General features: G+C 69.7%; 22 protein-coding genes. 13 read left to right on the forward strand and 9 right to left on the reverse strand.

Going from position 1 to position 22,132, the window contains the following annotated elements; all coding sequences use genetic code 11:
- Genes rfbB through AWB92_RS00435 form a run of 5 tightly spaced genes read right to left on the reverse strand, consistent with a single transcriptional unit; the run spans position 1 to position 5,950 of the window.
- Positions 1-996, reverse strand: a complete 996-nt coding sequence (gene rfbB, locus AWB92_RS00415; RefSeq protein ID WP_085183577.1) for a dTDP-glucose 4,6-dehydratase — start codon at positions 994-996, stop codon at positions 1-3.
- A gap of 28 nt (positions 997-1,024) precedes the next feature.
- Positions 1,025-1,891 carry an LLM class F420-dependent oxidoreductase gene (locus tag AWB92_RS00420; RefSeq protein WP_085183599.1) on the reverse strand — a complete coding sequence of 289 codons (867 nt, stop codon included), beginning with the start codon at positions 1,889-1,891 and terminating at the stop codon, positions 1,025-1,027.
- Positions 1,892-1,911: 20 nt separating this feature from the next.
- The gene (locus AWB92_RS00425) at positions 1,912-2,742 is read right to left on the reverse strand and encodes an LLM class F420-dependent oxidoreductase (protein WP_085183578.1); all 831 of its coding nucleotides are present in this window, start codon (positions 2,740-2,742) and stop codon (positions 1,912-1,914) included.
- 29 nt (positions 2,743-2,771) lie between these two features.
- Positions 2,772-4,265, reverse strand: a complete 1,494-nt coding sequence (locus tag AWB92_RS00430) for an ATP-binding protein (RefSeq protein ID WP_085183579.1) — start codon at positions 4,263-4,265, stop codon at positions 2,772-2,774.
- A gap of 8 nt (positions 4,266-4,273) precedes the next feature.
- The gene (locus tag AWB92_RS00435) at positions 4,274-5,950 is read right to left on the reverse strand and encodes an FAD-dependent oxidoreductase (protein WP_085183580.1); all 1,677 of its coding nucleotides are present in this window, start codon (positions 5,948-5,950) and stop codon (positions 4,274-4,276) included.
- 251 nt (positions 5,951-6,201) lie between these two features.
- Here AWB92_RS00435 and infA point away from each other — a divergent pair, with 251 nt between their 5' ends.
- The 8 genes from infA to truA all read left to right on the forward strand — a co-directional run bounded on the left by infA (position 6,202) and on the right by truA (position 10,916).
- Entirely contained in the window at positions 6,202-6,423 is a 222-nt protein-coding gene (gene infA / locus AWB92_RS00440; RefSeq protein ID WP_003418601.1) for a translation initiation factor IF-1, read from the forward strand.
- 32 nt (positions 6,424-6,455) lie between these two features.
- Positions 6,456-6,569, forward strand: a complete 114-nt coding sequence (gene rpmJ, locus AWB92_RS00445; RefSeq protein WP_003879483.1) for a 50S ribosomal protein L36 — start codon at positions 6,456-6,458, stop codon at positions 6,567-6,569.
- Between the two features lie 223 nt (positions 6,570-6,792).
- Entirely contained in the window at positions 6,793-7,167 is a 375-nt protein-coding gene (gene rpsM, locus AWB92_RS00450) for a 30S ribosomal protein S13 (protein ID WP_085183581.1), read from the forward strand.
- 6 nt (positions 7,168-7,173) lie between these two features.
- Positions 7,174-7,593 (forward strand): 30S ribosomal protein S11, encoded by a 420-nt coding sequence (rpsK, locus tag AWB92_RS00455; protein ID WP_068179458.1) that lies wholly within the window; start codon positions 7,174-7,176, stop codon positions 7,591-7,593.
- 3 nt (positions 7,594-7,596) lie between these two features.
- Complete coding sequence (rpsD, locus tag AWB92_RS00460; protein ID WP_068179461.1) at positions 7,597-8,202, forward strand: 30S ribosomal protein S4; 606 nt, start codon at positions 7,597-7,599, stop codon at positions 8,200-8,202.
- Between the two features lie 77 nt (positions 8,203-8,279).
- The gene (locus tag AWB92_RS00465; protein WP_067006072.1) at positions 8,280-9,323 is read left to right on the forward strand and encodes a DNA-directed RNA polymerase subunit alpha; all 1,044 of its coding nucleotides are present in this window, start codon (positions 8,280-8,282) and stop codon (positions 9,321-9,323) included.
- A 116-nt stretch (positions 9,324-9,439) separates the two neighbouring features.
- Positions 9,440-10,075, forward strand: a complete 636-nt coding sequence (rplQ, locus tag AWB92_RS00470) for a 50S ribosomal protein L17 (protein ID WP_085183582.1) — start codon at positions 9,440-9,442, stop codon at positions 10,073-10,075.
- Positions 10,005-10,916, forward strand: a complete 912-nt coding sequence (truA, locus tag AWB92_RS00475) for a tRNA pseudouridine(38-40) synthase TruA (RefSeq protein WP_085183583.1) — start codon at positions 10,005-10,007, stop codon at positions 10,914-10,916. The genes rplQ and truA overlap by 71 nt, the downstream gene beginning before the upstream one ends.
- Here the strand turns inward: truA and AWB92_RS00480 are convergent.
- Both AWB92_RS00480 and AWB92_RS00485 read right to left on the reverse strand, forming a co-directional pair.
- The gene (locus AWB92_RS00480; RefSeq protein WP_241523329.1) at positions 10,913-11,527 is read right to left on the reverse strand and encodes a cutinase family protein; all 615 of its coding nucleotides are present in this window, start codon (positions 11,525-11,527) and stop codon (positions 10,913-10,915) included. The two genes, truA and AWB92_RS00480, sit on opposite strands and share 4 nt — an antisense overlap.
- Before the next feature lie 62 nt (positions 11,528-11,589).
- A complete protein-coding gene (locus AWB92_RS00485; RefSeq protein WP_085183585.1) occupies positions 11,590-12,420 on the reverse strand; it encodes a cutinase family protein in 831 nt (276 codons plus the stop codon).
- 142 nt (positions 12,421-12,562) lie between these two features.
- Here AWB92_RS00485 and eccB point away from each other — a divergent pair, with 142 nt between their 5' ends.
- Positions 12,563-13,936 (forward strand): type VII secretion protein EccB, encoded by a 1,374-nt coding sequence (gene eccB, locus AWB92_RS00490; RefSeq protein WP_085183586.1) that lies wholly within the window; start codon positions 12,563-12,565, stop codon positions 13,934-13,936.
- On the opposite strand, the gene mycP is transcribed toward eccB, so the two are convergent.
- Both mycP and eccD read right to left on the reverse strand, forming a co-directional pair.
- A complete protein-coding gene (mycP, locus tag AWB92_RS00495) occupies positions 13,901-15,169 on the reverse strand; it encodes a type VII secretion-associated serine protease mycosin (RefSeq protein ID WP_085183587.1) in 1,269 nt (422 codons plus the stop codon). The two genes, eccB and mycP, sit on opposite strands and share 36 nt — an antisense overlap.
- Entirely contained in the window at positions 15,166-16,527 is a 1,362-nt protein-coding gene (gene eccD / locus AWB92_RS00500) for a type VII secretion integral membrane protein EccD (RefSeq protein WP_085183588.1), read from the reverse strand. The genes mycP and eccD overlap by 4 nt, the downstream gene beginning before the upstream one ends.
- Positions 16,528-16,655: 128 nt before the next feature.
- Between eccD and eccCb the strand changes: the two genes are divergently transcribed.
- The 4 genes from eccCb to AWB92_RS00520 are packed head-to-tail and all read left to right on the forward strand — an operon-like array spanning position 16,656 to position 22,115.
- The gene (gene eccCb, locus AWB92_RS00505; RefSeq protein WP_085183589.1) at positions 16,656-20,210 is read left to right on the forward strand and encodes a type VII secretion protein EccCb; all 3,555 of its coding nucleotides are present in this window, start codon (positions 16,656-16,658) and stop codon (positions 20,208-20,210) included.
- Positions 20,207-21,454 (forward strand): type VII secretion-associated protein, encoded by a 1,248-nt coding sequence (locus AWB92_RS00510; RefSeq protein ID WP_085183590.1) that lies wholly within the window; start codon positions 20,207-20,209, stop codon positions 21,452-21,454. The genes eccCb and AWB92_RS00510 overlap by 4 nt, the downstream gene beginning before the upstream one ends.
- Positions 21,451-21,804 carry a WXG100 family type VII secretion target gene (locus AWB92_RS00515; protein WP_085183591.1) on the forward strand — a complete coding sequence of 118 codons (354 nt, stop codon included), beginning with the start codon at positions 21,451-21,453 and terminating at the stop codon, positions 21,802-21,804. The genes AWB92_RS00510 and AWB92_RS00515 overlap by 4 nt, the downstream gene beginning before the upstream one ends.
- A gap of 14 nt (positions 21,805-21,818) precedes the next feature.
- Positions 21,819-22,115: a WXG100 family type VII secretion target gene (locus AWB92_RS00520; RefSeq protein ID WP_085183600.1), complete on the forward strand. Its 297-nt coding sequence runs from the start codon at positions 21,819-21,821 to the stop codon at positions 22,113-22,115.
- Positions 22,116-22,132 lie beyond the last annotated feature (17 nt).

Consider the following 22,132-nt stretch of genomic DNA (forward strand, 5'->3'; position numbering starts at 1 on the left):
TCACTGACCCCGTTCTTCGTAGCGGCCCTCGGTGGCCTCCTTGAGCGGACGCCACCACGACTCGTTCGCGCGATACCACTCGATGGTGGCGTGCAGGCCCTCCTCAAAGTTGGCATGCTTTGGCGTCCAACCCAATTCGTTGTACAGCGTCGTCGGGTCGATCGCATACCGCAGGTCGTGGCCGACGCGGTCGGTGACATGGTCGAAGTCGTCGGGATCGCGTCCCAGTGCCTGCAGGATCGCGCGCATCACCGTCAGGTTGTCGCGCTCGCCCTCGGCGGCGATGAGGTAGGTCCGGCCGTTCTCACCCTTTTCCAGGATTCGCCGGACCGCGCTGTTGTGGTCATCGACGTGGATCCAGTCCCGAACGTTGGCGCCCGCGCCGTACAGCTTGGGGCGGCGCCCGGTGAGCACGTTGGTGATCTGGCGGGGGATGAACTTTTCGACGTGCTGATACGGCCCGTAGTTGTTCGAGCAGTTGGAGATCGTCGCGCGCACGCCGTAGGACCGCACCCAGGCCCGGACCAGCAGGTCGCTGGCGGCCTTCGTCGCCGAGTACGGGCTCGACGGGTTGTAGGGCGTCGACTCCGTGAACCGGCTGGGCTCGTCGAGCTCCAGATCGCCGTAGACCTCGTCGGTGGAGACATGGTGCAGCCGGACATCGTGGCGCCGCACCGCCTGCAGGATCGCGAAGGTCCCGACCACGTTGGTCTGCAGGGTCGTCCACGGGTCGTCCAGGGAGTTGTCGACGTGGGTCTCGGCGGCGAAGTGCACGACGGCGTCGGACTCGGCGACCAGCGCGGCGACCAGCGCGGCATCGGCGATGTCGCCCTTCACCACCGTAATGGCGTCCTCGACGTCGGCCAGCGACTCGCGCCGCCCGGCATAGGTGAAGGCGTCGAGCACCGTCACGGAGTCCTCGGGATGCTCCCGCACCGTGCTGTGCACGAAATTCGCGCCGATGAAGCCGGCTCCGCCGGTGACCAGCAATCGCATGGTCACACACCCTAACCGAGCCGGATGATCAGTTTGGGGCAGTTAGTCCTAATGGCCCCGCCAGCTCGCGCAGCGCCGACAGCAGCGCGTCGTCGTCCGCCGTCCCCAGCACCTGGACCGCCACGTGGTCCGCGCCGGCTTCGCAATGTTCATTGAGGCGCCGCGCAATGTCCTCCGGGGTGCCATGAGCCACCACCGCGTCGATCAGCTTGTCGCTGCCGGGGCTGCGGACGTCGTCCTGGGTGAACCCCAGGCGCTGCAAGTTGGTCACGTAGTTGCTCAGCGCCAGGTAGCGCTCGGCGGTCTTTCGGCCGATCGCGCGCGCTTCCTCGGGGTCGGTGGACAGCACCACCTTGTGCTCCGGCGCCAGGAACACCGACCCGCCCACCTGCTCGCGCGCCTTGGCGGTGTGTTCGGGCGTGGTCAGGTACGGGTGGGCTCCGGCGGCGCGTTCGGCCGCCAGCCGCAGCACCCGCGGTCCCAGCGCCGCGAGCACCCGCCGGCTGGTGGGCACCATCGCGGCGTCGAGGGCGTCGAGGTAGCTGACCAGCGCGTCGTAGGGCTTGACGTACTCGCCGGTGTGCTCGCGGTGGCCCACTCCGATGCCGAGCAGGAACCGGCCCGGGTGGGCGCCCTCGATGCGGGCGAACGAGTCGGCGACCTCGGGTGCCGGCGACGACCAGATGTTGACGATGCCGGTCGCCAGCTGCAGCGAGCTCGTCCGGGCCAGGGCCGGCTCGACCCAGGCGAGTTCCGCGTCGGGCGAGCCGCCGACCCACACGGCGCCGTATCCGAGCGCCTCGATCCCGGCGGCCAGGTCGGGCGAGATCGAGCGGGTGGCCAGAAATACGCCGAACCGCCCCAGGTCGGGTTTCAGTGCTACTGCCTCGCTCATCCAGATCCCCCTCGCGTCGGTCACTTCAGTCCGAGCGGCCCCGCCAATTCGGCCAGCGCCGAGACCAGGTTTTCATCCTTGGTGAGGACCTGCACGGGCACGTGGTCGGCGCCCGCGTCGAGGTGCTCTTTGAGCCGCGCGGCGATCTGCTCCGGCGTGCCGTAGGCCACCACCGAGTCGACCAGCCGGTCGCTGCCCGGGCGGGTGACTTCCTGCTCGGAGAAGCCCAGCCGCTTCCAGCTGTTGCGGTAGTTGGCCAGGTTGAAGTAGATGTCGAGCGCCTTGCGCCCGACGGCGCGGGCCTCTTCCGCGTCCGTGGTCAGCACCACCTTGTGTTCGGGCGCCAGGAACGCCGACGGGCCGATCAGCTCGCGGGCCTGCGCGGTGTGCTCCGGGGTGGTCAGGTACGGGTGCGCGCCGGCGGTGCGTTCGGCCGACAGCCTCAGCACCCGGGGACCCAGGGCCGCCACCACCCGCCGGTCGGCGGGCACGCCGTGCTCGTCGAGCTGCTCGAGATAGTTGACCAGGGCGTCGTAGGGCTTCTGGTACTCGCTGATGGCCTCGCGGTGCCCGACGCCGATGCCCAGCAGGAACCGGCCCGGGTAGGCCGCCTCGATGCGGTGGAACGACTCGGCCACCGGCCCCGCGGCCGCCGTCCAGATGTTGACGATGCCGGTGGCCACCTGCAACGTCGTCGTGGCCTCGAGCAGGGGCTCAACCCAGGCCAGCTCGGCCGGCGGGGAACCGCCCACCCAGACGGCCCCGTAACCCAGGGATTCGATTTCTTTGGCTTGCTGGGGCGTCACGCCGCGTCCGAATGATCCGAACCGGCCGAGGTTGGGTTTGGTCATGGTCGTTCCCAACCGGCCGGGTGATGCGGCTATTCCGGGAGATCCGGATCCGTGGCCGGCGGTGCCTCCAGCGGCAGCAGCACGATGAAGCGGGTATCGCCCGGCACGGATTCCACTCGCAGGTCCCCCCGATGGTTCTTGACGACGATGTTGAACGCCAGGTCCAGACCCAGGCCGGTGCCTTCCCCGAACGGTTTGGTGGTGAAGAACGGTTCGAAGATGTGCTCGCGCACGTCCTCGGGCACCCCTGGGCCGGTGTCGCAGATCTCGACGCGGACCATGTTCTCGCCCTCTCGGCAGGTGCGGACGGTCAGCGTGCCGCCCTGCTCGCGCATCGCGGCGAGCGCGTTGTCGATGATGTTGGTCCACACCTGGTTGAGATCGCCTGGGTAGCAAGGGATTTCGGGAAGTGACTGGTCGAAATCCTTCACCAGGGTGATCACCGGATTTTTACCGGCCTCCCGGCCAGCGTCCTTGGTCAACCGGTCGGCGAACATCACCAGCGTGCTGCGCAGCAGTTCGTGGATGTTGGCCACCTGGAACGGGGCGCGGTCAAGTTGCGAATACTGCTTGGCGTCGGCGACCAACGCCGAAATCCGTTTGCTCGCTTCCAGAATCTGGTTCATCAGCAGCTCGCTCTCGATGGTGTAGTTGATCCACCGGATCGCCTCCTCCAACGATGTCGACGCGAGTTCCTCGCTGACCGTGGAAATCCGCTCCAGCCAGTCGGTGTCGACGCCGCCTTCGACGAAGGTCGGCGCGATGTCCCAGCCGCCCTCGACACCGTGCTCTTCCAGCCAGTCGCCGACGGCGTCCTCGCGGTCAGCGGTTTCCATCGCGCTCAGGTTTTCCGTAGCCGACTTGGCGACCTGCTCGGCCACCCCTTGCTGGAGGTGGACCAGGGCGCTGAGGGCCTCGGGGCTGACGGTGCCGTCGGCGAGCATGGCCAGCTTGCCCCGCATGCCGGCGACCCGGCCGCGCAGGTCGGCCGCCGCCCGGGCGATGGCCGCCGCGGGGTTGTTCAGCTGATGGGTCAGCCCGGCCGAAAGCCGGCCCAGCGCGAGCAGCTTCTCCCGGTTGTCGATGATCCGCCGGGTCCGGTCGGTGCCGACGGCGATGCCGTCGAGCAGGTGGACGGCCATCGGGAACTGGTCCTTCATGAACTGGGCGAACACCGGGGCGTCCATCACGAAGAATCGCGACGGCTTGGTCACGTGCACCGAGGCGTCGTAGCTCTTCTGCTTCCCGCCGGTGAACGCCCGCCAGGCGCCGCAGTAGACGCCGCGCTGCGAGGTGCGGTTGGTTTCGATGTCCTGGCCGCCGGAGAGCTTGGACATCGTCAACTCGCCCTCGATGAGGACGTAGAAGCAGGTCGCCGGCTCGCCCTCGACGCAGATCGGGCCCGGTTCGTAGTTCTCGATGTGCCCAGCTGCGCACAACACCGCCAGCTGCTCGTCGGTGAGCGCCTCGAACAGGAACAGGCTGCGCAGCTCGTCGGGCTCGCACGGCGTCTTGGCGGTCATGGCCCCTCCTAGCTCTCGGCCAGGTAGCGGTGCACCAGCATGACGGCCATCGATCCCTCCCCGACCGCGGCCGCGACGCGCTTGGCCGACTCGGCCCGCACGTCACCGGTGGCGAAGACGCCCGGCACGCTGGTCTCCAGGTGGTGCGGCGGCCGGTCCAGCGTCCAGCCGCACACGTTGCGCAGGTCCGGTCCGGTGAGGATGAATCCGTGGTCGTCGCGGGCGACCACCCCGTCCAGCCACTCGGTGCGCGGCGCCGCCCCGATGAAGATGAACATCCGGGCGCAGGTGACGTCCTCGGTGTCCCCGGTCTGGTTGTCGACCAGGATCAGCCGCTGCAGGTGGTCCTCCCCGACGGCGCGGCGCACCTCGGTGCACGTGCGCACCGAGATGTTGGGCCGCTGCTCGAGCTGCTGGATCAGGTAGTACGACATCGAGGCCTCGAGCGACGGGCCGCGCACCACGATGGTCACCGACTTGGCCTCGCGGGACAGGTACATCGCGGCCTGCCCGGCGGAGTTGGCCCCGCCGACGACGTAGACCTCCTCGCCCGCGCACTCGGACGCGATGGAGACGGCCGCCCCGTAGTAGACGCCGCGGCCGGTGAGCTCGCTGCAGCCCTCGGCGGGCAGCTGGCGATAGGCGACGCCGGTGGCCAGGATGACCGCGTGCGCGTCGATGGAGCCGCCGTCGGCGAACCGCACGGTGCGCTTCGGGCCGTTCACCTCGAGCGCCGTCGCGGTGCGGGCGGTGATGAGCTCGGCGCCGAACTTCTCGGCCTGTCGGCGCGCGCGCTCGGCCAGCTGGCCGCCCGATACGCCGTCGGGGAAGCCAAGGTAGTTCTCGATGCGTGAGCTCTGGCCCGCCTGCCCGCCCGTCGCGGTGCGTTCGATCAGCACCGTGCGCAGCCCCTCCGACGCGCCGTAGACGGCGGCGGCCAGGCCCGCCGGCCCGCCGCCGATGACGATCAGGTCGTAGAACTCCTGCGACGGCGTCGTGGTCAGGCCCAGGGTGTCGGCCAGCTCGGCGTCGGTCGGTTCGACCAGGGTGTCGCCGCGCTCGGTGACCACGACCGGAAGCCGCAGGCGATCCGCGCCGGCGGCCTTGAGCAGCCGCTCGCCGTCGGGATCGTCGGCCATGAACCACGAGTAGTGCAGCCCGTTGCGGGCCAGGAAGTCGCGCACCTGCCAGGACCGCTCCGACCAGCGGTGCCCGATCACCTTGGTGTGCGGGATGGGGTGTTCCGGCGCCGCGCGCCAGGCGTCCAGCAGCCCGTCGATGACGGGGTAGAACTTCTCCTGCGGCGGGTCCCACGGTTTGAGCAGATAGTGGTCGAGGTCGACGACGTTGATCGCGTCGATGGCGGCGTGCGTGTCGGCGTAGGCGGTGAGCAGCACCCGCCGCGCCGCCGGGTAGAGGTCCATCGCCTGTTCGAGGAATTCGATGCCGCTCATCTGCGGCATCCGGTAGTCGGCGATCAGCACCGCGACGGTCTCGCCCCGCAGCTTGAGCTCCTTGAGCGTCTCCAGGGCGTCGGGGCCCGATTCGGTGCGCACGATCCGGTGCCGGTCGCCGTAGTGGCGGCGCAGGTCGCGCGCGACCGCGCGGGAGACGGAGGGGTCGTCGTCGACGGTCAGGAGGACGGGTTTGCGGGGCTCTGCTGTAACGCCTGCGGGGCTGCTCATCGCCGTTAAGTATGCCCTCGTCAGGCCCGGTCCGGCAGGTCGTGAAGGCGCGGCCGATTTCTCCGACAGCGATTTTGGGTGGGGCCCATTACCAGGTACCATTGACCAACGGTGCGATTTCCGCGCCGACTTTTTGTGTGCCCAGTCCCTAGGAATTTCCTGTCACCGGCTCACGTTCGAAGTCGGTGTATATCTCGCGCCGAAGCGGGCGCTACAGCGAACGAAACGAATGACGAGGATTTCTGACAAGTATGGCCAAGAAGGACGGCGCCATCGAGGTCGAGGGCCGCGTGGTCGAGCCCCTGCCCAATGCGATGTTCCGCATTGAGCTGGAGAACGGCCACAAGGTGCTCGCCCACATCAGCGGCAAGATGCGGCAGCACTACATCCGCATCCTGCCCGAGGACCGGGTGGTGGTGGAGTTGTCTCCCTACGACCTGTCCCGGGGCCGCATCGTGTACCGGTACAAGTAACCAACGAACGACGAGAACAGGATCGAAAAGCCGTGAAGGTCAACCCCAGCGTGAAGCCGATTTGCGACAAGTGCAGGGTGATCCGTCGGCATGGGCGGGTCATGGTGATCTGCTCGGATCCGCGCCACAAGCAGCGGCAGGGCTAGCGGCGATCGCAAGCGCGGCGTAGCCGTGCGCAGCGGGTCGCCGCAATGTACTTAGTCCCACCGCAGCCTCAAACAACTAAATGATGACCTTCCAGCACCACTGGGCGGCTCGCATCTTTAGAGATGGGCCAGCTCACCCACGTCCGGACGGAGGCCGGACCCCGATGACATCGGGAACGGGCTGGGATCAGACCTCCGCATGAGATAAGAGGAAACGCCACCTATGGCTCGACTAGTAGGCGTCGATCTCCCGCGCGACAAGCGGATGGAGATCGCGCTGACGTACATCTTCGGCGTCGGCCGCACCCGCGCCAACGAAATCCTGGCCGCCACCGGCATCGACAAGGACCTGCGCACCCGGGACCTCACCGATGACCAGGTGACCCAGCTGCGTGACTACATCGAGGCCAACCTCAAGGTGGAGGGTGACCTGCGCCGCGAGGTGCAGGCCGACATCCGCCGCAAGATCGAGATCGGCTGCTACCAGGGCCTGCGGCACCGCCGCGGCCTGCCGGTGCGCGGCCAGCGCACCAAGACCAACGCGCGCACCCGCAAGGGCCCCAAGCGCACCATCGCAGGCAAGAAGAAGGCCAGGTAGAACCCGATGCCACCAGCTAAAAAAGCGCAGGGAAGCTCCGCTAAGAAGGGGCAGAAGACCCGTCGCCGGGAAAAGAAGAACGTCCCGCACGGCGCCGCGCACATCAAGAGCACGTTCAACAACACGATCGTGACGATCACCGACCCGCAGGGCAACGTCATCGCCTGGGCGTCGTCGGGTCACGTCGGCTTCAAGGGCTCGCGGAAATCGACACCGTTCGCCGCGCAGTTGGCCGCCGAGAACGCGGCGCGCAAGGCGCAGGAGCACGGCGTGCGCAAGGTCGACGTGTTCGTGAAGGGCCCGGGCTCGGGCCGGGAGACCGCGATCCGGTCGCTGCAGGCCGCCGGCCTCGAGGTCGGCGCGATCTCCGACGTCACCCCGCAGCCGCACAACGGCGTCCGGCCACCGAAGCGACGGAGGGTTTAAGCAATGGCTCGTTACACCGGACCCATTACCCGCAAATCGCGCCGGCTGCGCACCGACCTCGTCGGTGGCGACCAGGCCTTCGAGAAGCGTCCCTACCCGCCCGGCCAGCACGGCCGCGCGCGGATCAAGGAGAGCGAGTACCTGCTGCAGCTGCAGGAGAAGCAGAAGGCCCGCTTCACCTACGGCGTGATGGAGAAGCAGTTCCGCCGCTACTACGAAGAGGCCGTGCGGCAGCCCGGCAAGACCGGTGAGGAACTGCTGCGCATCCTCGAGAGCCGGCTGGACAACGTCGTCTACCGCGCCGGGCTGGCGCGCACCCGACGGATGGCCCGCCAGCTCGTCACCCACGGCCACTTCTCGGTCAACGGCGTGCGCGTCGACGTCCCCAGCTACCGGGTGTCGCAGTACGACATCATCGAGGTGCGGGACAAGTCGCTGAACACGGTGCCGTTCCAGATCGCGCGGGAGACCGCGGGCGACCGCCCGATCCCGAGCTGGCTGCAGGTGGTGGGGGAGCGCCAGCGCATCCTCGTCCACCAGCTGCCCGAGCGCGCGCAGATCGATGTGCCGCTGACCGAGCAGCTGATCGTCGAGTACTACTCGAAGTAAAGACCCCCTGCACTGAACCCGGTGCAGGTCTTAGCGGCATCAAATAGCGGGTGCCGAGAAGGAGAAGAAGAAACACCATGCTGATCTCACAGCGACCCACCCTGTCCGAGGAAGTCGTCACCGACACCCGGTCCCAGTTCGTCATCGAACCGCTGGAGCCCGGATTCGGTTACACCCTGGGCAATTCGCTGCGGCGCACGCTGCTGTCGTCGATCCCCGGCGCGGCCGTCACCAGCATTCGCATCGACGGCGTGCTGCACGAGTTCACCACCGTGCCCGGCGTCAAGGAAGACGTCACCGACATCATCCTGAACCTCAAGGGCCTGGTCGTGTCCTCGGAGGAGGACGAGCCGGTCACCATGTACCTGCGCAAGCAGGGCCCGGGCGAGGTCACCGCGGGTGACATCGTGCCGCCCGCCGGCGTGACCGTGCACAACCCTGCCATGCACATCGCGACCCTGAACGACAAGGGCAAGCTCGAGGTCGAGCTCGTCGTCGAGCGCGGTCGCGGCTACGTCCCGGCGGTGCAGAACCGTGCCTCGGGTGCCGAAATCGGCCGCATCCCGGTCGATTCCATCTACTCGCCGGTGCTCAAGGTCACCTACAAGGTGGACGCCACCCGCGTCGAGCAGCGCACCGACTTCGACAAGCTGATCCTGGACGTGGAGACCAAGAGCTCGATCACCCCGCGCGATGCGCTGGCGTCGGCCGGTAAGACGCTGGTCGAATTGTTCGGTCTGGCACGCGAACTCAACGTCGAGGCCGAGGGCATCGAGATCGGGCCGTCGCCGGCCGAGGCCGACCACATCGCGTCGTTCGCGCTGCCGATCGACGACCTGGACCTGACCGTGCGGTCCTACAACTGCCTCAAGCGCGAGGGTGTGCACACCGTCGGCGAGCTGGTCAGCCGCACCGAGTCCGACCTGCTCGACATCCGCAACTTCGGTCAGAAGTCCATCGACGAGGTGAAGGTCAAGCTGCACCAGCTGGGCCTGTCGCTCAAGGACAGCCCGGCCACCTTCGACCCGTCGGAGGTCGCGGGTTACGACGTCGCCACCGGCACCTGGTCCACCGAGGCCGCCTACGACGACCAGGACTACGCGGAAACCGAACAGCTGTAACGGCCGTCCGGTGACGATGCGGCCGTGCAGCGGCCGCTGAGGAACCGGACACCTGCAACACCGCCGTCCCGGCCCTACCTGATACGGGGGCCGGCCCCGAATAGGAGATAGTCGCAATGCCCAAGCCCACCAAGGGCCCTCGCCTCGGCGGGTCGTCCTCGCACCAGAAGGCCCTGCTGGCCAACCTGGCCACGTCGCTGTTCGAGCACGGCCGGATCAAGACGACCGAGCCCAAGGCTCGGGCGCTGCGACCCTATGCGGAGAAGCTGATCACGCACGCCAAAAAGGGCACGCTGCACAACCGTCGCGAGGTTCTCAAGAAGATCCGCGACAAGGACGTGGTGCACGCCCTGTTCGCGGAGATCGGGCCGTTCTACGCCGACCGCAACGGCGGCTACACGCGCATCATCAAGGTGGAGGCGCGCAAGGGCGACAACGCCCCGATGGCCGTGATCGAGCTGGTCCGGGAGAAGACGGTGACGTCGGAGGCCGACCGCGCGCGCCGGGTGAAGGCGTCGAAGAAGGCGGCACCGGTGGCGGCAGCGGCGGCGCCGCAGGCCGCGGTCGAGCCCGAGGCGGCGGAGGGTCCGACGGCCGACGACGCCGTCGAGCCGGCCGAGACCACGGAGGCCGCGGAGGCCGCGGAGGCCACCGAGGCCGAGGCTGCCGCCGAGGAAAAGCATGACGAGGCCGTGGCCGCGCGGGCCGAGGCCGAGAAGGCCGAAGAGGCCGACGAGGCTGACGAGAGTTAGCGCGGACCTCCGTCTGCGGCTTGACATCGCCTACGACGGAACGGAATTCGCCGGCTGGGCGGCCCAGGCCGGACAGCGGACCGTCGCCGGCGTCCTCGATGAGGCGCTGACGACGGTCTTCCGCGTTCCGGTGCGGCTACGCGCGGCGGGGCGGACCGACACCGGGGTCCACGCCACCGGGCAGGTCGCCCACGTCGACGTGCCCGCCGACGCGCTGCCGAACGCCTACCCACGCTCGCCGCGCGCCGGTGAACCGGAGTTCCTGCCGCTGCTACGCCGGCTCGGCCGGTTCCTGCCAACTGACGTGCGGGTGCTCGAAATCGCCCGCGCCCCAGAGGGTTTCGACGCGCGGTTCTCCGCGCTGCGCCGCCACTATGAGTACCGGCTGTCGACGGCGCCCTACGGCGTGCAGCCACAACTGGCGCGCTACGTCACCGCGTGGCCGCGCGACCTGGACATCGACGCGATGGCCGCGGCGTCGCGAGACCTGGTGGGGCTCCACGACTTTGCCGCGTTCTGCCGGCAGCGGGAGGGGGCGACCACCATCCGTGACTTGCAGCGGCTGGACTGGTCGCGCGACGGCGACCTGATCACCGCGCACGTCAGTGCCGACGCGTTCTGCTGGTCGATGGTGCGCTCGCTGGTCGGGGCGCTGCTGGCCGTCGGGGAGCACCGCCGCCCCACCTCGTGGTGCCGCGACTTGCTGTCCGCCACCGACCGGTCCAGCGACTTCGCCGCCGCCCCGGCGCACGGCTTGACGATGACCGGCGTCGATTACCCGCCCGATGGCGAACTTGCCGCCCGGATCCTGATCACGCGGGATTTGCGCACACCCGGCTAAACGCGGCTCGCGACGAAACTCGCGGCCTGGTTGGTCAACGTGGGCACGTAGCCCAGGTGCGCGCTCCACTTGTTGCCGTTGGAGCAGATCGGGTCGCCGGTGTTGCACAGGTCGATGGTCTTGCCGTCGAAATCCGGTGTCAGGGCGCTCATCAGCCCGCCCGCCCGGGCCGACGGGTTCCCGAACAGCGCGACGGCGGCGACGTGGTTGGCGGCGGCGGCCGGCAGCGGCTGGCGGAAACCGAACCCGGGAAGCGGTGCGGCGGTGACGATGTCCACGACGGCCGCGCCCTGGGAGTACCCGCCCAGCACGATCTTGGTGTTGGGGCAGTTGTTGGCCATCTGCTGGACGTGGTTGCTGGCGTCGTTCGCGCCGTCCGTGGCGGCCAGAAAGTCCTTGTTTGCCGGGTAGTTAACCCCGTACGAGCCAACGCTTTTGCGGGTGTCCTGGCGCAGCGACGAGACGAAGGCCTGGCCCACCTTGCCGACACCCGGCGGCTCGTCGGTGCCCCGGGCGAACACCACCTCGACGTCGGGGCACGACGCCGAGGCCATCGGCAACAGCTTAGGGACGACGAAAACCGCGACCGCCGCAAGGAATGCGACGGTCAGCCCCAAGCGGATAAGCCTCACACGACGAGGCTACGGGCCCAAAATCAAGCCCCGATAACGATTTAGACAAGGGGCGCTTGAGGATTCGGCGTATCCGGGGTGTTAGGAACCACGGGCGCGTTCGGCGCGGGAACGTTTCCGGGGACCGACGGGCCCGAGCCTGGGGTCTGCGGTCCGTAGCCCGGTGTCTGCGGGCCGTAGCCGGGGACCTGCGGGTAGGACCCGGCCATCAGTTTGGACGCGACGAAAGACGCGGCCTGCGTGGTGTACAGCGGGACGTAGCCTTCGGTGTGCCCGCTCCACTCGTTGCCCGGGCCCGCGTGGCAGATCGGGTCCTCGGGGTTGCACAGGTCGATCGCCTTGGACCCGAGCAGCGCGCTCTGGCTCGGCAGCGTTCCGCCGGCCCGGTCGGCCACGTCGCCGAAGGTGGCGACGGCCACGACGTTCTTGGCGTACTCCGGCGGCAGCGAGTTGCCCCAGTTGATGCCGCCGATCGGGACGCCGGCGACGATGTCCATCACCGACGCGCCCTGCGAGTAGCCGCCCAGCACGATCTTGACGTTCGGGCACTTCGCCACCGCCGCCTTGACGCGGTTGATCGTGTCATTGGCGCCGTCGCCGCCGTGCAGCTGCAGCTTGCTGGCGGCGTAGTTCACCCCGTAGGTGTCGTACGTCAGGCCGGGGGTGTCCTGCTTCAGCGCGTCGACGAACGCGTCCCCGACGCGGCCCATGCCGGGCGGCTCATTGGTGCCGCGGGCGAAGATGACCTCGACGTTCGGGCAGTCATCGGCGGACGCGACCGGAATGGCGGGTGGGGACATGAGCAGGCCGGCGGTGGTGAGCACTGCGGAAACCCCCGGGCCTACCCAGCGAATTAAACGGTGGGAAGACACGCCGAAATATTACCCGCAAGCAGCGAACACCGAAATTCGCCGGCCTGTGGATAACGGGCGTCGCCGCCGCCTACCTGCGGCTTAACTGGAGCCGGGAGACGGATTCCACAAATTTGCCGAGGGTATTTTGGACCGTTCGCGGGTGCGCCAGCCGACGACCTGGCTGCAAATCAGCGCGTACCGATTTCTGCTGCGCCGCCTCGAGTGCGCATTGCTGGGCCGGGATATTCACAGCGCGACCCGACTGTCGGGCGCGCGGACGGCATCGCTGGCGGTCGGCTGTGTGGTGGTGGCGGTCGCGCTGGTGGGCTGCGCGTTGCCGGGATTGCTGCGCCCGCATGCGGATCTCGAGCGGGCGCAGATCGCGATGGGCTTGCGGTCCGGGGCACTGTACGTGCGGGTGGGCGACACCTGGCACCCGGTGCTGAACCTGGCGTCGGCCCGGTTGATCGCGGCGACGGCCGCCGACCCGCAGCCGGTGCGCGAAACGGACCTGGCGCGCACCAAACGCGGTGCGCTGCTGGGCATTCCGGGCGCACCGCCGCTCATTGGTGAGCCGCTGTCGGCGGACGAATCGGTTTGGACGATCTGTGATGCCGAGGAGACCGGCGCGGCGACCGTCATCGTCGGCCCCACCGGCTCGTCGGTCCATCCCGTGGCACCCGACCAGGCGCTGCTGCTGGCGCCGCCCGCCGGCTCGCCGGCCTACCTCCTCTACAACGGGCAGCGGGCCGTGGTCGACCTCGCCGACACCGCGGTTGTGCGCGCGCTCAGGCTGGAGGGCCGCACCCCGCGGCTCGTGTCGCAGTCGCTGCTGAACGCCGTGCCCGAGGCGCCGCCGATCAGCGCACCACGCGTTCGCGCGGCGGGAGGCGCGGTGGCCGGGATGCCCGGCATTCCGGTCGGCAGTGTGCTGCGCATCGCGCGCGGTGACGGCGACGAGTACTACGCCGTGGTGCCCGGCGGGGTCCAGCGCATCGGCCGGGTGGCCGCCGATCTCCTGCGTTTCAGCGATTCGCGCGGCAGCGCCAACCCGATCCCGGTGGCACCGGATGCGATCCGCGCCGCGGGAATCGTCAACACGCTGCCGGTGGCCGGCTTCCCGGACCTGGCGCCGGCGTTAGCCGGCGGCGCCACGGTATGCGTCGCGTCGACGCGCCGGCCGTCCGGCGGCTACGACACCGGTTTCCTGGCGGGCGCCGGCCAGCCGGTGCCCGCCGGTCAGGCTCCAGTGACCTTGTCCCAAGCCGACGGTCGCGGTCCCGCGCTGGACGCGGCCTATCTGCCGCCCGGCCGCAGCGCCTATGTACGGGCCGACAACCGAAGCGGCACAAGATATCTCGTGACCGAGACCGGGGTGCGGTTCGCGATCCGCGACGACGACGCGGCGCACGATCTCGGTCTCCCGGCACCGATCGCGGCGCCGTGGCCGCTGTTGGCGGCGCTGCCGTCCGGGCCGGAACTGAGCAGGCAGAACGCGTCAGTCGCACGGGACACGGTTGCGGGAACCCCGTAACCGGGCGGCCGCCAGGGCACCCGCCAGCGCGACAAGGCAGATTGCCGCTCCGCGCAGCGCCGCATCCCGGGCATGTGCATCCGGGGGCCTCGGCGGTGGGGGAGTAATCACGGGCACCGGAGCGGGTGTCGGCCTGGAGGTAGTCGTTGGCGGACCGGCGTCGGTGCTGACGGCCGCCGGCGCATCGATGGTGCCGTTGCCGACGAGCGGATCCCACCCGCCGGGCGGGTGATGCGCGGTCGACGTGATTCGCCCCGTCACCTGTCGCGCGGTCAATGCGGGGAATCGGGCCCGGATCAGCGCCGCCAGCCCGCTGACCACGGGCGCGGCGTAACTCGTGCCCGAAACCGGTTGCGAACCGAGCGCGGCAACGTCCTGGCCGGTCGCCGCGACGTCCACCCAGGGGCCCGGGAGCGTGAACGGCGACGGTGTCCCGTCGGCGTCGACCGAACCCACCGTGAGCACGTAGTCGTCGTACCAAGCCGGGCTGGCGATGACGGTGGCGGTCTGCCAGGTCGCGTCGGGTCGCTGAGGCGGACACGGGCCCGCGGCCCCGGTGTTGCCCGCCGCGGCCACGACGACCGCGTTCTTGACGTCAACCGCGTACGCGAGGGCGGCGCCCACCGCTCGGTCGTCGAACGACGCGGTGACCGGGACGCACGCGATGGACGAGACGTTGATCACCGATGCGCCAAGATCGGCGGCGGTCCGGATGGCTTGCGCCATGGTGTCGACGTCGCCCACCCCGGCACGGGAACGGTCGCCGGTGGGGGCGAACTTCGCGCTGGACTGACGGATGCCGATCAGCGTGGCCTCCGGTGCCACCGTGCCGAGGATGCCGGCGACCAGCGTGCCGTGTGCGTCGCAATCCTGGGTGCCGTCACCGGTGAACACGTAATCGCCGCCGGGCACCACATCGGGCAGCCGCGGATGCCGCGAGACACCGGTGTCGATGACCGCGACCCGCTGTCCCGCGCCGCGGGTGAGCTGCCAGACCCTGGGCAGGTCGACGAGATCCGGCAGCCGGTCGCGAGGTGGTGTGGCGTCGACCGGCACCGTCGAGCAGACCTCGCGCTGCACGGTCGGCGAGGGCGGTGCCGGACGGGTGGGCTTGGGCAGCCACGTGTCATCGACCTCGGGCGGCGAAACCGCTTGTGCCGTCGGCGTTCCGAACTGATAGATGCACGCAAGCGCGGAGACCGCCAGGAGGCGCGCGAGGCGTGAGCCGCTCACCGGAGGTTCAACTCCCGGACGGCGTTGTACAGCCCGCACACCCACGAGGTCATGGGCACCAACGCGACCAGCGCCACACACTCCAGCGCCTCGACGCCGCGGCGGGTCAGCGGTGAGAGCGACATCGTGGGGGCGACGAAGCCCAGGTAGATCGCCGCGGCGGCCAACGTGGCCGTCATCGCGGCCGTCCATGACCCACTCCTGAGCATGCTCGTGGCCACGACGCCGAAAGTCGTTGCCGCAATGGCGATCCCGCTAACGAGGAACACGGCCGTCCTTCTCCCGTCGTCAGAGCGTGCGCGCAGCATCAGCAATGCACCGGTCAGCGCACCGAAAGCGATGCAGCTCAGCCGCGGCGCGCCGGCCAGGACGGTGACGATGGCGCCCACGGCGGCTACGGTCAGCAAGGCGGCGAGCAGGCCGGCCAACCAGTTGTCGGCCCGGATCGCCCTGGCCTCAACGTCGGGCCCAGGCGGTCGCTGCGGTGACAGGCCGGCCAGCGTGATCGACGCCCGCGGCGCCACGCCCAGCAGCCCGAGAGATGCCAGCGCGGTGACCGCGCCAATCGCGCGCAGCGGCGCGGCGGTGATCACACCCGCCAAGGCGGCCAGGGCGACGCTCGTGGCGACGCACGACACTGAGGCCAATGGGACGGCACCGCAACCCGATACGCGTGCCGCCAGTACCGCTGTCGCCGCCGTCGCCGTGCCGGCCAGCACGACGTTCGGCAGCCCGGGACCGCCGGGCACCGCCAGAAACCCGGCGGCCGCGGCGAATACGGCGGCGATCACGCCCAGCGTGAGTCCGGCGATCGCGTCCCCGTACGCGCGGTGTGCGACCGCCGCGAAAAGCAGCGCCAGCAGGCCGGCCGACGCCACCACGCCCACCGTGGCGCCGGTGACGTTGGCGCTGGCCGCGTTTCGAATGAGCGCCAGCGCACCGATGGCGGTCAAAAGGGCCGCCGCGCCGGCGCTCGCGATCCGCGCCACCTGCCTGCGCCGGCAGGGCGGCCAGGTGCGGCCCGCAGCGTCGAGGGTCGCCGACACGGCCGGCGCCACGTCGTCGAAATGGGGCGGGGGCGCCGAAGTCGAGGATTCGGTCAAAACCAGGACCGCGCCGTCTCGGATGCCGTTCTGCGCCAACGTCGCCGAGGTGGCCAACGGAGCGGCGCCCGGACACGACAGCTGGTAGCGGCGCGCCTCCGGGCGGCCGGAGGCTTGGACCCTGCGGCCGTCCAGGATGTCGACGATCGAGGGAATCAGGACGGCGACGGGCACGCCCCCGGGCAGGGACAAGTCGGTGACGGCCGTGCCGGCATGTATTGAGACGCGCCGCAACGCCGGATCGGTCTCAGGCAACGGTGACCCCTTCCGTCGGATTACCGGCACGGTAGCCAGAATTCGATCCGCCAATATCCGGCTGTCCACAGGTGACTTGCCGCGGTTTCCGGCGCTGCCTACCGTCGCCAACCGGTAGGAGGGCCGAGATGACACAGTGCTTCGTGCCCGCGGTTCGCCGGCCGGCACCGGCGGTCGCGGCTGCGGACATCGCCGTTGACGCACCGCCCGGTCTGCCCCCGAGGGGATCACCGAGGTTGCTGCCGGTCGTGCTTTCCCTCGTGACCCTCGGAGTCATGGCGGTGGCCTTCCTCACGGGATCGACGGCCGCGCGCCACCCGATGTTTGTGGCGTTCCCGGTGATGACGCTGCTTTCCCTGGCGGTCACCGCGACCGCCGGGCGCGGCGAGCGGCGCGGCCGTAGCCTCGACGCCGACCGGGTCAACTACCTGGCGTACCTGAGTGGGCTGCGCGCCACGGTCACCGAAACAGCAGCAGCGCAGCGGGATTCACTCCTCTGGATCCACCCGGACCCGGACACGCTGTGGACGTTGATCGGCGGACCGCGGATGTGGGAGCGGCGGCCGTCCGACTCCGACTTCTGCCTTGTCCGTGTCGGGATCGGCACCCAGCCGCTCGCGGCACGGTTGATGGCGCCCGAGCCCGCTACTTACGAGCCGTCCGACCCGGTCACGGCGGCGGCCTTGCGCCGCTTCCTGAGCGCGCATTCGCTCGTAATGGGCGCGCCCGTCACGGTCGACCTTCGTGCCCACACGATGGTGACGATGGACGGCGACCCGGCCGCCGTGCGCGGGCTGCTGCGCGCGCTGATCTGCCAGCTGACCGTGCTGCACGGTCCCGACCAGTTGCTCGTCGCGGCGGTGATCAGCGACGGCAACCGGGCCGACTGGGATTGGCTGAAGTGGTTGCCGCACAACCAACATCCGAGCGCCAGAGATGCGGTGGGGTCGGCGCGCTTGGTATATCCAAGCATGGCGGGCGCCCGGCAAGCGCTCGCCGGCGCGACGGGGTCGCACGTGATCGTGGTCTCCGACTCCGGCGAGCGGGTTGCGGCGGGGGCGCCGGCGGGCGCCACCGTCCTGGAGGTCGGCGCCTGCGCCGACGGCGCACCGGTGACGATCGGGCGGCCGGACGAGCCTCAACCGTTGCCGTGTCACGACCGGTTGGAATTGGTGGACGCCCTGACCTGTGCGCGCCGGCTGGCCAGGTACCGGGCCGGGCCGGCCAGCACCGACCCGATCACGCTGTGGAGCAACCAGGATCGTCGTGACCGGCTGTGCGTGCGGATCGGGACCACGATCGGTGGCGCACCGCTGCATCTGGACATCAAGGAGGCCGCGGAAAGCGGCATGGGTCCGCACGGGCTCTGCGTGGGTGCTACCGGGTCGGGCAAGTCGGAGTTACTGCGCACCATCGCGGTGGGGATGGTCGCACATAATTCCGCCGAGGTGCTCAATCTGCTGCTCGTCGACTTCAAGGGTGGCGCAACGTTTCTCGACTTGGCGCGGGCGCCCCACGTGGCAGCCGTCGTCACCAACCTGGCCGACGAGGCGCCGCTGGTGGCGCGCATGCGCGACGCACTCGCCGGCGAGATGGAACGCCGGCAACGGCTGCTGCGAGGGGCCCGCTGCGCCAGCGTCACGGCCTACGAGTGCGCGCGCCGGGCCGGGCGGCAATTGGTCCACCTACCGACGCTGGTCGTCATCGTCGACGAGTTCTCCGAAATGCTTAGCCGGCATCCCGAGTTCGCCGACACGTTTGTCGCGATCGGGCGGCTGGGGCGGTCGCTCGGCATGCACCTTTTGCTGGCCAGTCAGCGGCTCGAGGAGGGCCGGCTGCGCGGATTGGAAGCCCACTTGTCCTACCGGATCTGCCTGAAGACCCTGTCCGCCGCCGAATCGCGCGCGGCTCTGGGAACGCTTGACGCATACCAATTACCCAATACCCCCGGCGCGGGCTACCTCCGCGTGGGCAGTGACGAGCCGATCCGCTTTCAGGCCGCGTTCGTTTCGGGACCGCGGCCCATGGACATGCCGGTGGGCGAATCGGTGGTACGCGTCTTCAGCACCCGGGCGGCGGGTCCGCTCCGCGACGCCGGGCGCAACTCGCCGGCCCGAACCGTCCTGGAGGACGTCCTCGACCGGCTCGCCGGACATGGACCGCCCGCGCACCAAGTCTGGCTGCCGCCGCTGGACGCGGCACCAGCGCTGGACACATTGCTTGGCGATATGGTGTCGGTGCCGGACGAGCTGAGCGTGCCCATCGGCATCGTCGACCGCCCGTTCGAGCAATGCCGCACGCCGCTGGCGATCGAATTGTCCGGGGCCGCAGGCAATGTGGCGGTCGTCGGCGCGCCGCGATCGGGCAAGTCGACCGCGCTGCGCACCCTCATCACGGCCTTGGCGGCCGTTTACGATCCGGCGCGAGTGCGGTTCTACTGCCTGGATTTCGGCGGTGGAGCGCTTGGGACGCTGCGCGTCTTGCCGCACGTGGGTGCCGTCGCCGGCCGGACCGAGCCCGACCTGGTGCGGCGCATTATCGCCGAGATGGAGTCCACCGTGCGGTCCCGGGAGGCCGACCGAGCCGATTCGTTCGCTGACGTGTTCCTCGTCATCGACGGTTGGGCAAGCCTGTGTCATGAGTTCGGCGATTCCGAGGCGTCGATCACTGCCCTGGCGGCTCAAGGGCTTTCGTTTGGTGTGCACGTGGTGTTGTCGGCGTCGCGCTGGGCCGAGATCAGGTCGGCGCTCAAGGACCAGATCGGCAGCCGCATCGAGCTGCGGCTCGGTGATCCGGCCGATTCCGAGATCGATCGCAAGCGGGCGCGGGACGTGCCGCACGACAGGCCGGGTCGCGGCCTTTCCCGCGACGGTCTGCACATGCTCATCGCGCTGCCGACCGATCGGGTCTGTCATGGCGAGTCGGCCGCACCGCCGATACCGCTGCTGCCGACGCACGTCGACCACGAGGCCGTCGTGTGTCCGGCCGGGGCGCGGGTCGTGCTGGGGCTGGAGGAGCGTCGATTGCAGCCGGTCCCAATCGATTTCGAGCTGCACCCACACCTGCTCGTCCTCGGGGATAACGAGTGCGGCAAGACCGCCACGCTGCGGACCCTGTGCCGCGAGATCATCCGGACGAATTCCGCCACCGAAGCCCGGCTGCTGATCGTCGACTTTCGGCGCTCGCTGGTGGGCGTCGTCGAGTCGGAACACCTTGCCGGCTATGCCGTGTCGTCGTCCGCGCTGAGCGGCTTGCTGCCGGGTCTGCTCGATGTCCTGGCGAGGCGGATGCCCGCGTCGGACGTGAGCCAGGCCCAGCTGCGTGCTCGGTCCTGGTGGTCCGGGCCGGACATCTACCTGGTGCTCGACGATTACGACCTGATCGCAAACCCGGGCGGCAACCCACTCGAGCCGGTAGTCGAATACCTGCCGTATGCAAGGGATATCGGGCTGCACCTCGTCGTGGCCCGGCGCAGCGCCGGCGCGGAACGCGCGCTGTTCGAGCCGCTGCTGGCGGGCCTGCGTGACCTCGGGTGCATGACGCTGATGATGAGTCGGCGCCCGGACGACGGCGCGCTGTGGGGCTCCGGCCGCCAGGTGCGGTTGCCACCCGGTCGTGGCGTCCTGATCACTCGCCCCGGCGACGAACAGCTTGTCCAGGTGGCCTGGAGTCCGCCGCCGTGAGCAGCCACCGCGCGCTCATCGAGGCCGGACCCGGCGCGATCCGCCGATTATGTTGTGGCACAGCGGGAGCCAGTGACGAAGAGATGTCCGAGGTCGCCAGGGAGGCACTGGGCGCCATCGACGATCGGGTGGCGCTGGTCGGCGGACGCCCGGTCGCCGTGGATTCGCTCTGGCGGGCGGCGTTGCGGTCGCTCCAATGTGAGAAGTGCGACGGCCTGGTCCTCATTCATCCGGCCTGGTGGCCCTCGGCGCGTGTCGCCGTGGTGACCTCGTCGGCCAAGGCCCTGACCGACGAGGTGCTGGTGCGTCGGCGGTCTTGGCTGCTGGCGCAGGCCTGCGACCCCGAGGCCGTGGTGGTGGAAATCGCCGAGCGGGTGGTCGTGATCACCGGGCCCGAGACTGTCGCGATACCCCGTGGGGCCGACGAGCATGCCGTCGGCGAGGAGGCCGTCGTCGTCATCGCCGGAATGGCGCGGCGGACGTCGGTGGGTGTCGTGATCGACGCGCCCGGGACGGTCGCCAGGGCGCCGGAGCTCGGGCGGGCGATCGCGCGGGCGCTGCTTGATGGCGGCCTGGCGGCCGTGGAGATCGGTTCTGCCCAGCTGGCGTTGTTGGCGCAATCGGTTTTTCCGCTCATGGCCGACCCGACCGGGCCGCGCGTCACCGCCCCGGCCGAGCGTCCACGTCCCCGCGCGCGGGTGACGGGTGCGCTAGCCGGGGCCGTCGTCGCGTTGACGGCGTTTCCACTGGCGATCGCGGCGGCGCCCCCGGCGGCCCGTCGTGGCGCCTCGCCCCCGGTCGCGGCGCAGACGGTGCCGACGACGTTCCTCGTGGAGGGCCGCGTGGCGCTGACGGTGCCCGCGCACTGGTCCGCGCAGCGGGTGGTCACCGGGCCCGGGTCCGCGCGGGTGAAGGTCACCTCGCCGTCGGATCCGGAAGTGGCGCTGCACGTCACGCAGTCAACGGCGGCGGGCGAGACGCTGGGCGGCGCGGCGGAGCGGTTGCGACGCGCCATTGACGCGGAACCGGCCGGGGTGTTCGTCGACTTCAATCCCGCCGGGATGAGCGGCGGCCGGCCCGCGGTGACCTACCGCGAAGTGCGCGTCACCCACCAGGTGCGGTGGACGGTACTGCTGGACGGGCCGGTGCGGATCAGCGTGGGGTGCCAGAGCCGTCCCGGTGACGAGGCGGCAGTCCACGACGCATGCGAGCAGGCGGTGCGAACCGCCCACGCGATCGGATGAGACGGAACCAAACGGAAGTCGTCACAGTCCAACTTGATATGGCGAACAGACTGAGCACGGACTTTGATCTCATGCACTCCGTGGCGGCGACGACGGACGCCCGCAACGAGGAAATCCGGGCGATGCTTCAGGCCTTCATCGGCCGGATGGGCAGCGTTCCGTCGTCGGTGTGGGGCGGGCTGGCGGCGGTGCGATTCAAAGACGTGCTGGATCGCTGGAACGCCGAATCGATGCGGCTCTACCGCGTTCTGCAGACGATCGCCGAGACCATTCGCCACAACGAGGTCGCGTTGCGGGAGGCCGGCGAGAACCATGCGCGCCACGTCGCCGCCGCCGGCGGAAACCTGTGAACGGGTGTGAGGCCGTGGACCCGCTGCTTTCCTACAACTTCGCCGAAATCGAATGCGCCGTGCGCCAAGAGATTCACACCACGGCGGCGCGATTCAACGCGGCGCTCGACGAGCTGAAATCACAGATCGCCCCGCTGCGGGAACTGTGGACTCGCGAAGCCGCGGCCGCGTATCAGGGCGAGCAGCTGAAGTGGCACCAGGCGGCCAGCGCGCTCAACGAGATGCTGGTCGACCTAGGGAACGCGGTGCGCGACGGCGCGCAGCAGGTGGCCGACGCCGACCGCCGCGCGGCCGGCGTCTGGACGCGTTGAGCCAGCTAGCCCCTGTG

It is taken from the genome of Mycobacterium sp. IEC1808 (assembly GCF_002101935.1).
Taxonomy (GTDB): domain Bacteria; phylum Actinomycetota; class Actinomycetes; order Mycobacteriales; family Mycobacteriaceae; genus Mycobacterium.

What these genes read in the sequence shown, in the direction of transcription:
- rplQ (WP_085183582.1), top strand. Translation starts at nt 9,440, where the DNA reads ATGCCCAAGCCCACCAAGGGCCCTCGCCTCGGCGGGTCGTCCTCGCAC.
- AWB92_RS00465 (WP_067006072.1), top strand. Translation starts at nt 8,280, where the DNA reads ATGCTGATCTCACAGCGACCCACCCTGTCCGAGGAAGTCGTCACCGAC.
- rpsM (WP_085183581.1), top strand. Translation starts at nt 6,793, where the DNA reads ATGGCTCGACTAGTAGGCGTCGATCTCCCGCGCGACAAGCGGATGGAG.
- infA (WP_003418601.1), top strand. Translation starts at nt 6,202, where the DNA reads ATGGCCAAGAAGGACGGCGCCATCGAGGTCGAGGGCCGCGTGGTCGAG.
- AWB92_RS00425 (WP_085183578.1), bottom strand. Translation starts at nt 2,742, where the DNA reads ATGACCAAACCCAACCTCGGCCGGTTCGGATCATTCGGACGCGGCGTG.
- AWB92_RS00515 (WP_085183591.1), top strand. Translation starts at nt 21,451, where the DNA reads ATGAGACGGAACCAAACGGAAGTCGTCACAGTCCAACTTGATATGGCG.
- AWB92_RS00435 (WP_085183580.1), bottom strand. Translation starts at nt 5,950, where the DNA reads ATGAGCAGCCCCGCAGGCGTTACAGCAGAGCCCCGCAAACCCGTCCTC.
- rpsD (WP_068179461.1), top strand. Translation starts at nt 7,597, where the DNA reads ATGGCTCGTTACACCGGACCCATTACCCGCAAATCGCGCCGGCTGCGC.
- rfbB (WP_085183577.1), bottom strand. Translation starts at nt 996, where the DNA reads ATGCGATTGCTGGTCACCGGCGGAGCCGGCTTCATCGGCGCGAATTTC.
- eccCb (WP_085183589.1), top strand. Translation starts at nt 16,656, where the DNA reads ATGACACAGTGCTTCGTGCCCGCGGTTCGCCGGCCGGCACCGGCGGTC.
- AWB92_RS00420 (WP_085183599.1), bottom strand. Translation starts at nt 1,891, where the DNA reads ATGAGCGAGGCAGTAGCACTGAAACCCGACCTGGGGCGGTTCGGCGTA.
- AWB92_RS00430 (WP_085183579.1), bottom strand. Translation starts at nt 4,265, where the DNA reads ATGACCGCCAAGACGCCGTGCGAGCCCGACGAGCTGCGCAGCCTGTTC.
- rpsK (WP_068179458.1), top strand. Translation starts at nt 7,174, where the DNA reads ATGCCACCAGCTAAAAAAGCGCAGGGAAGCTCCGCTAAGAAGGGGCAG.
- truA (WP_085183583.1), top strand. Translation starts at nt 10,005, where the DNA reads ATGACGAGGCCGTGGCCGCGCGGGCCGAGGCCGAGAAGGCCGAAGAGG.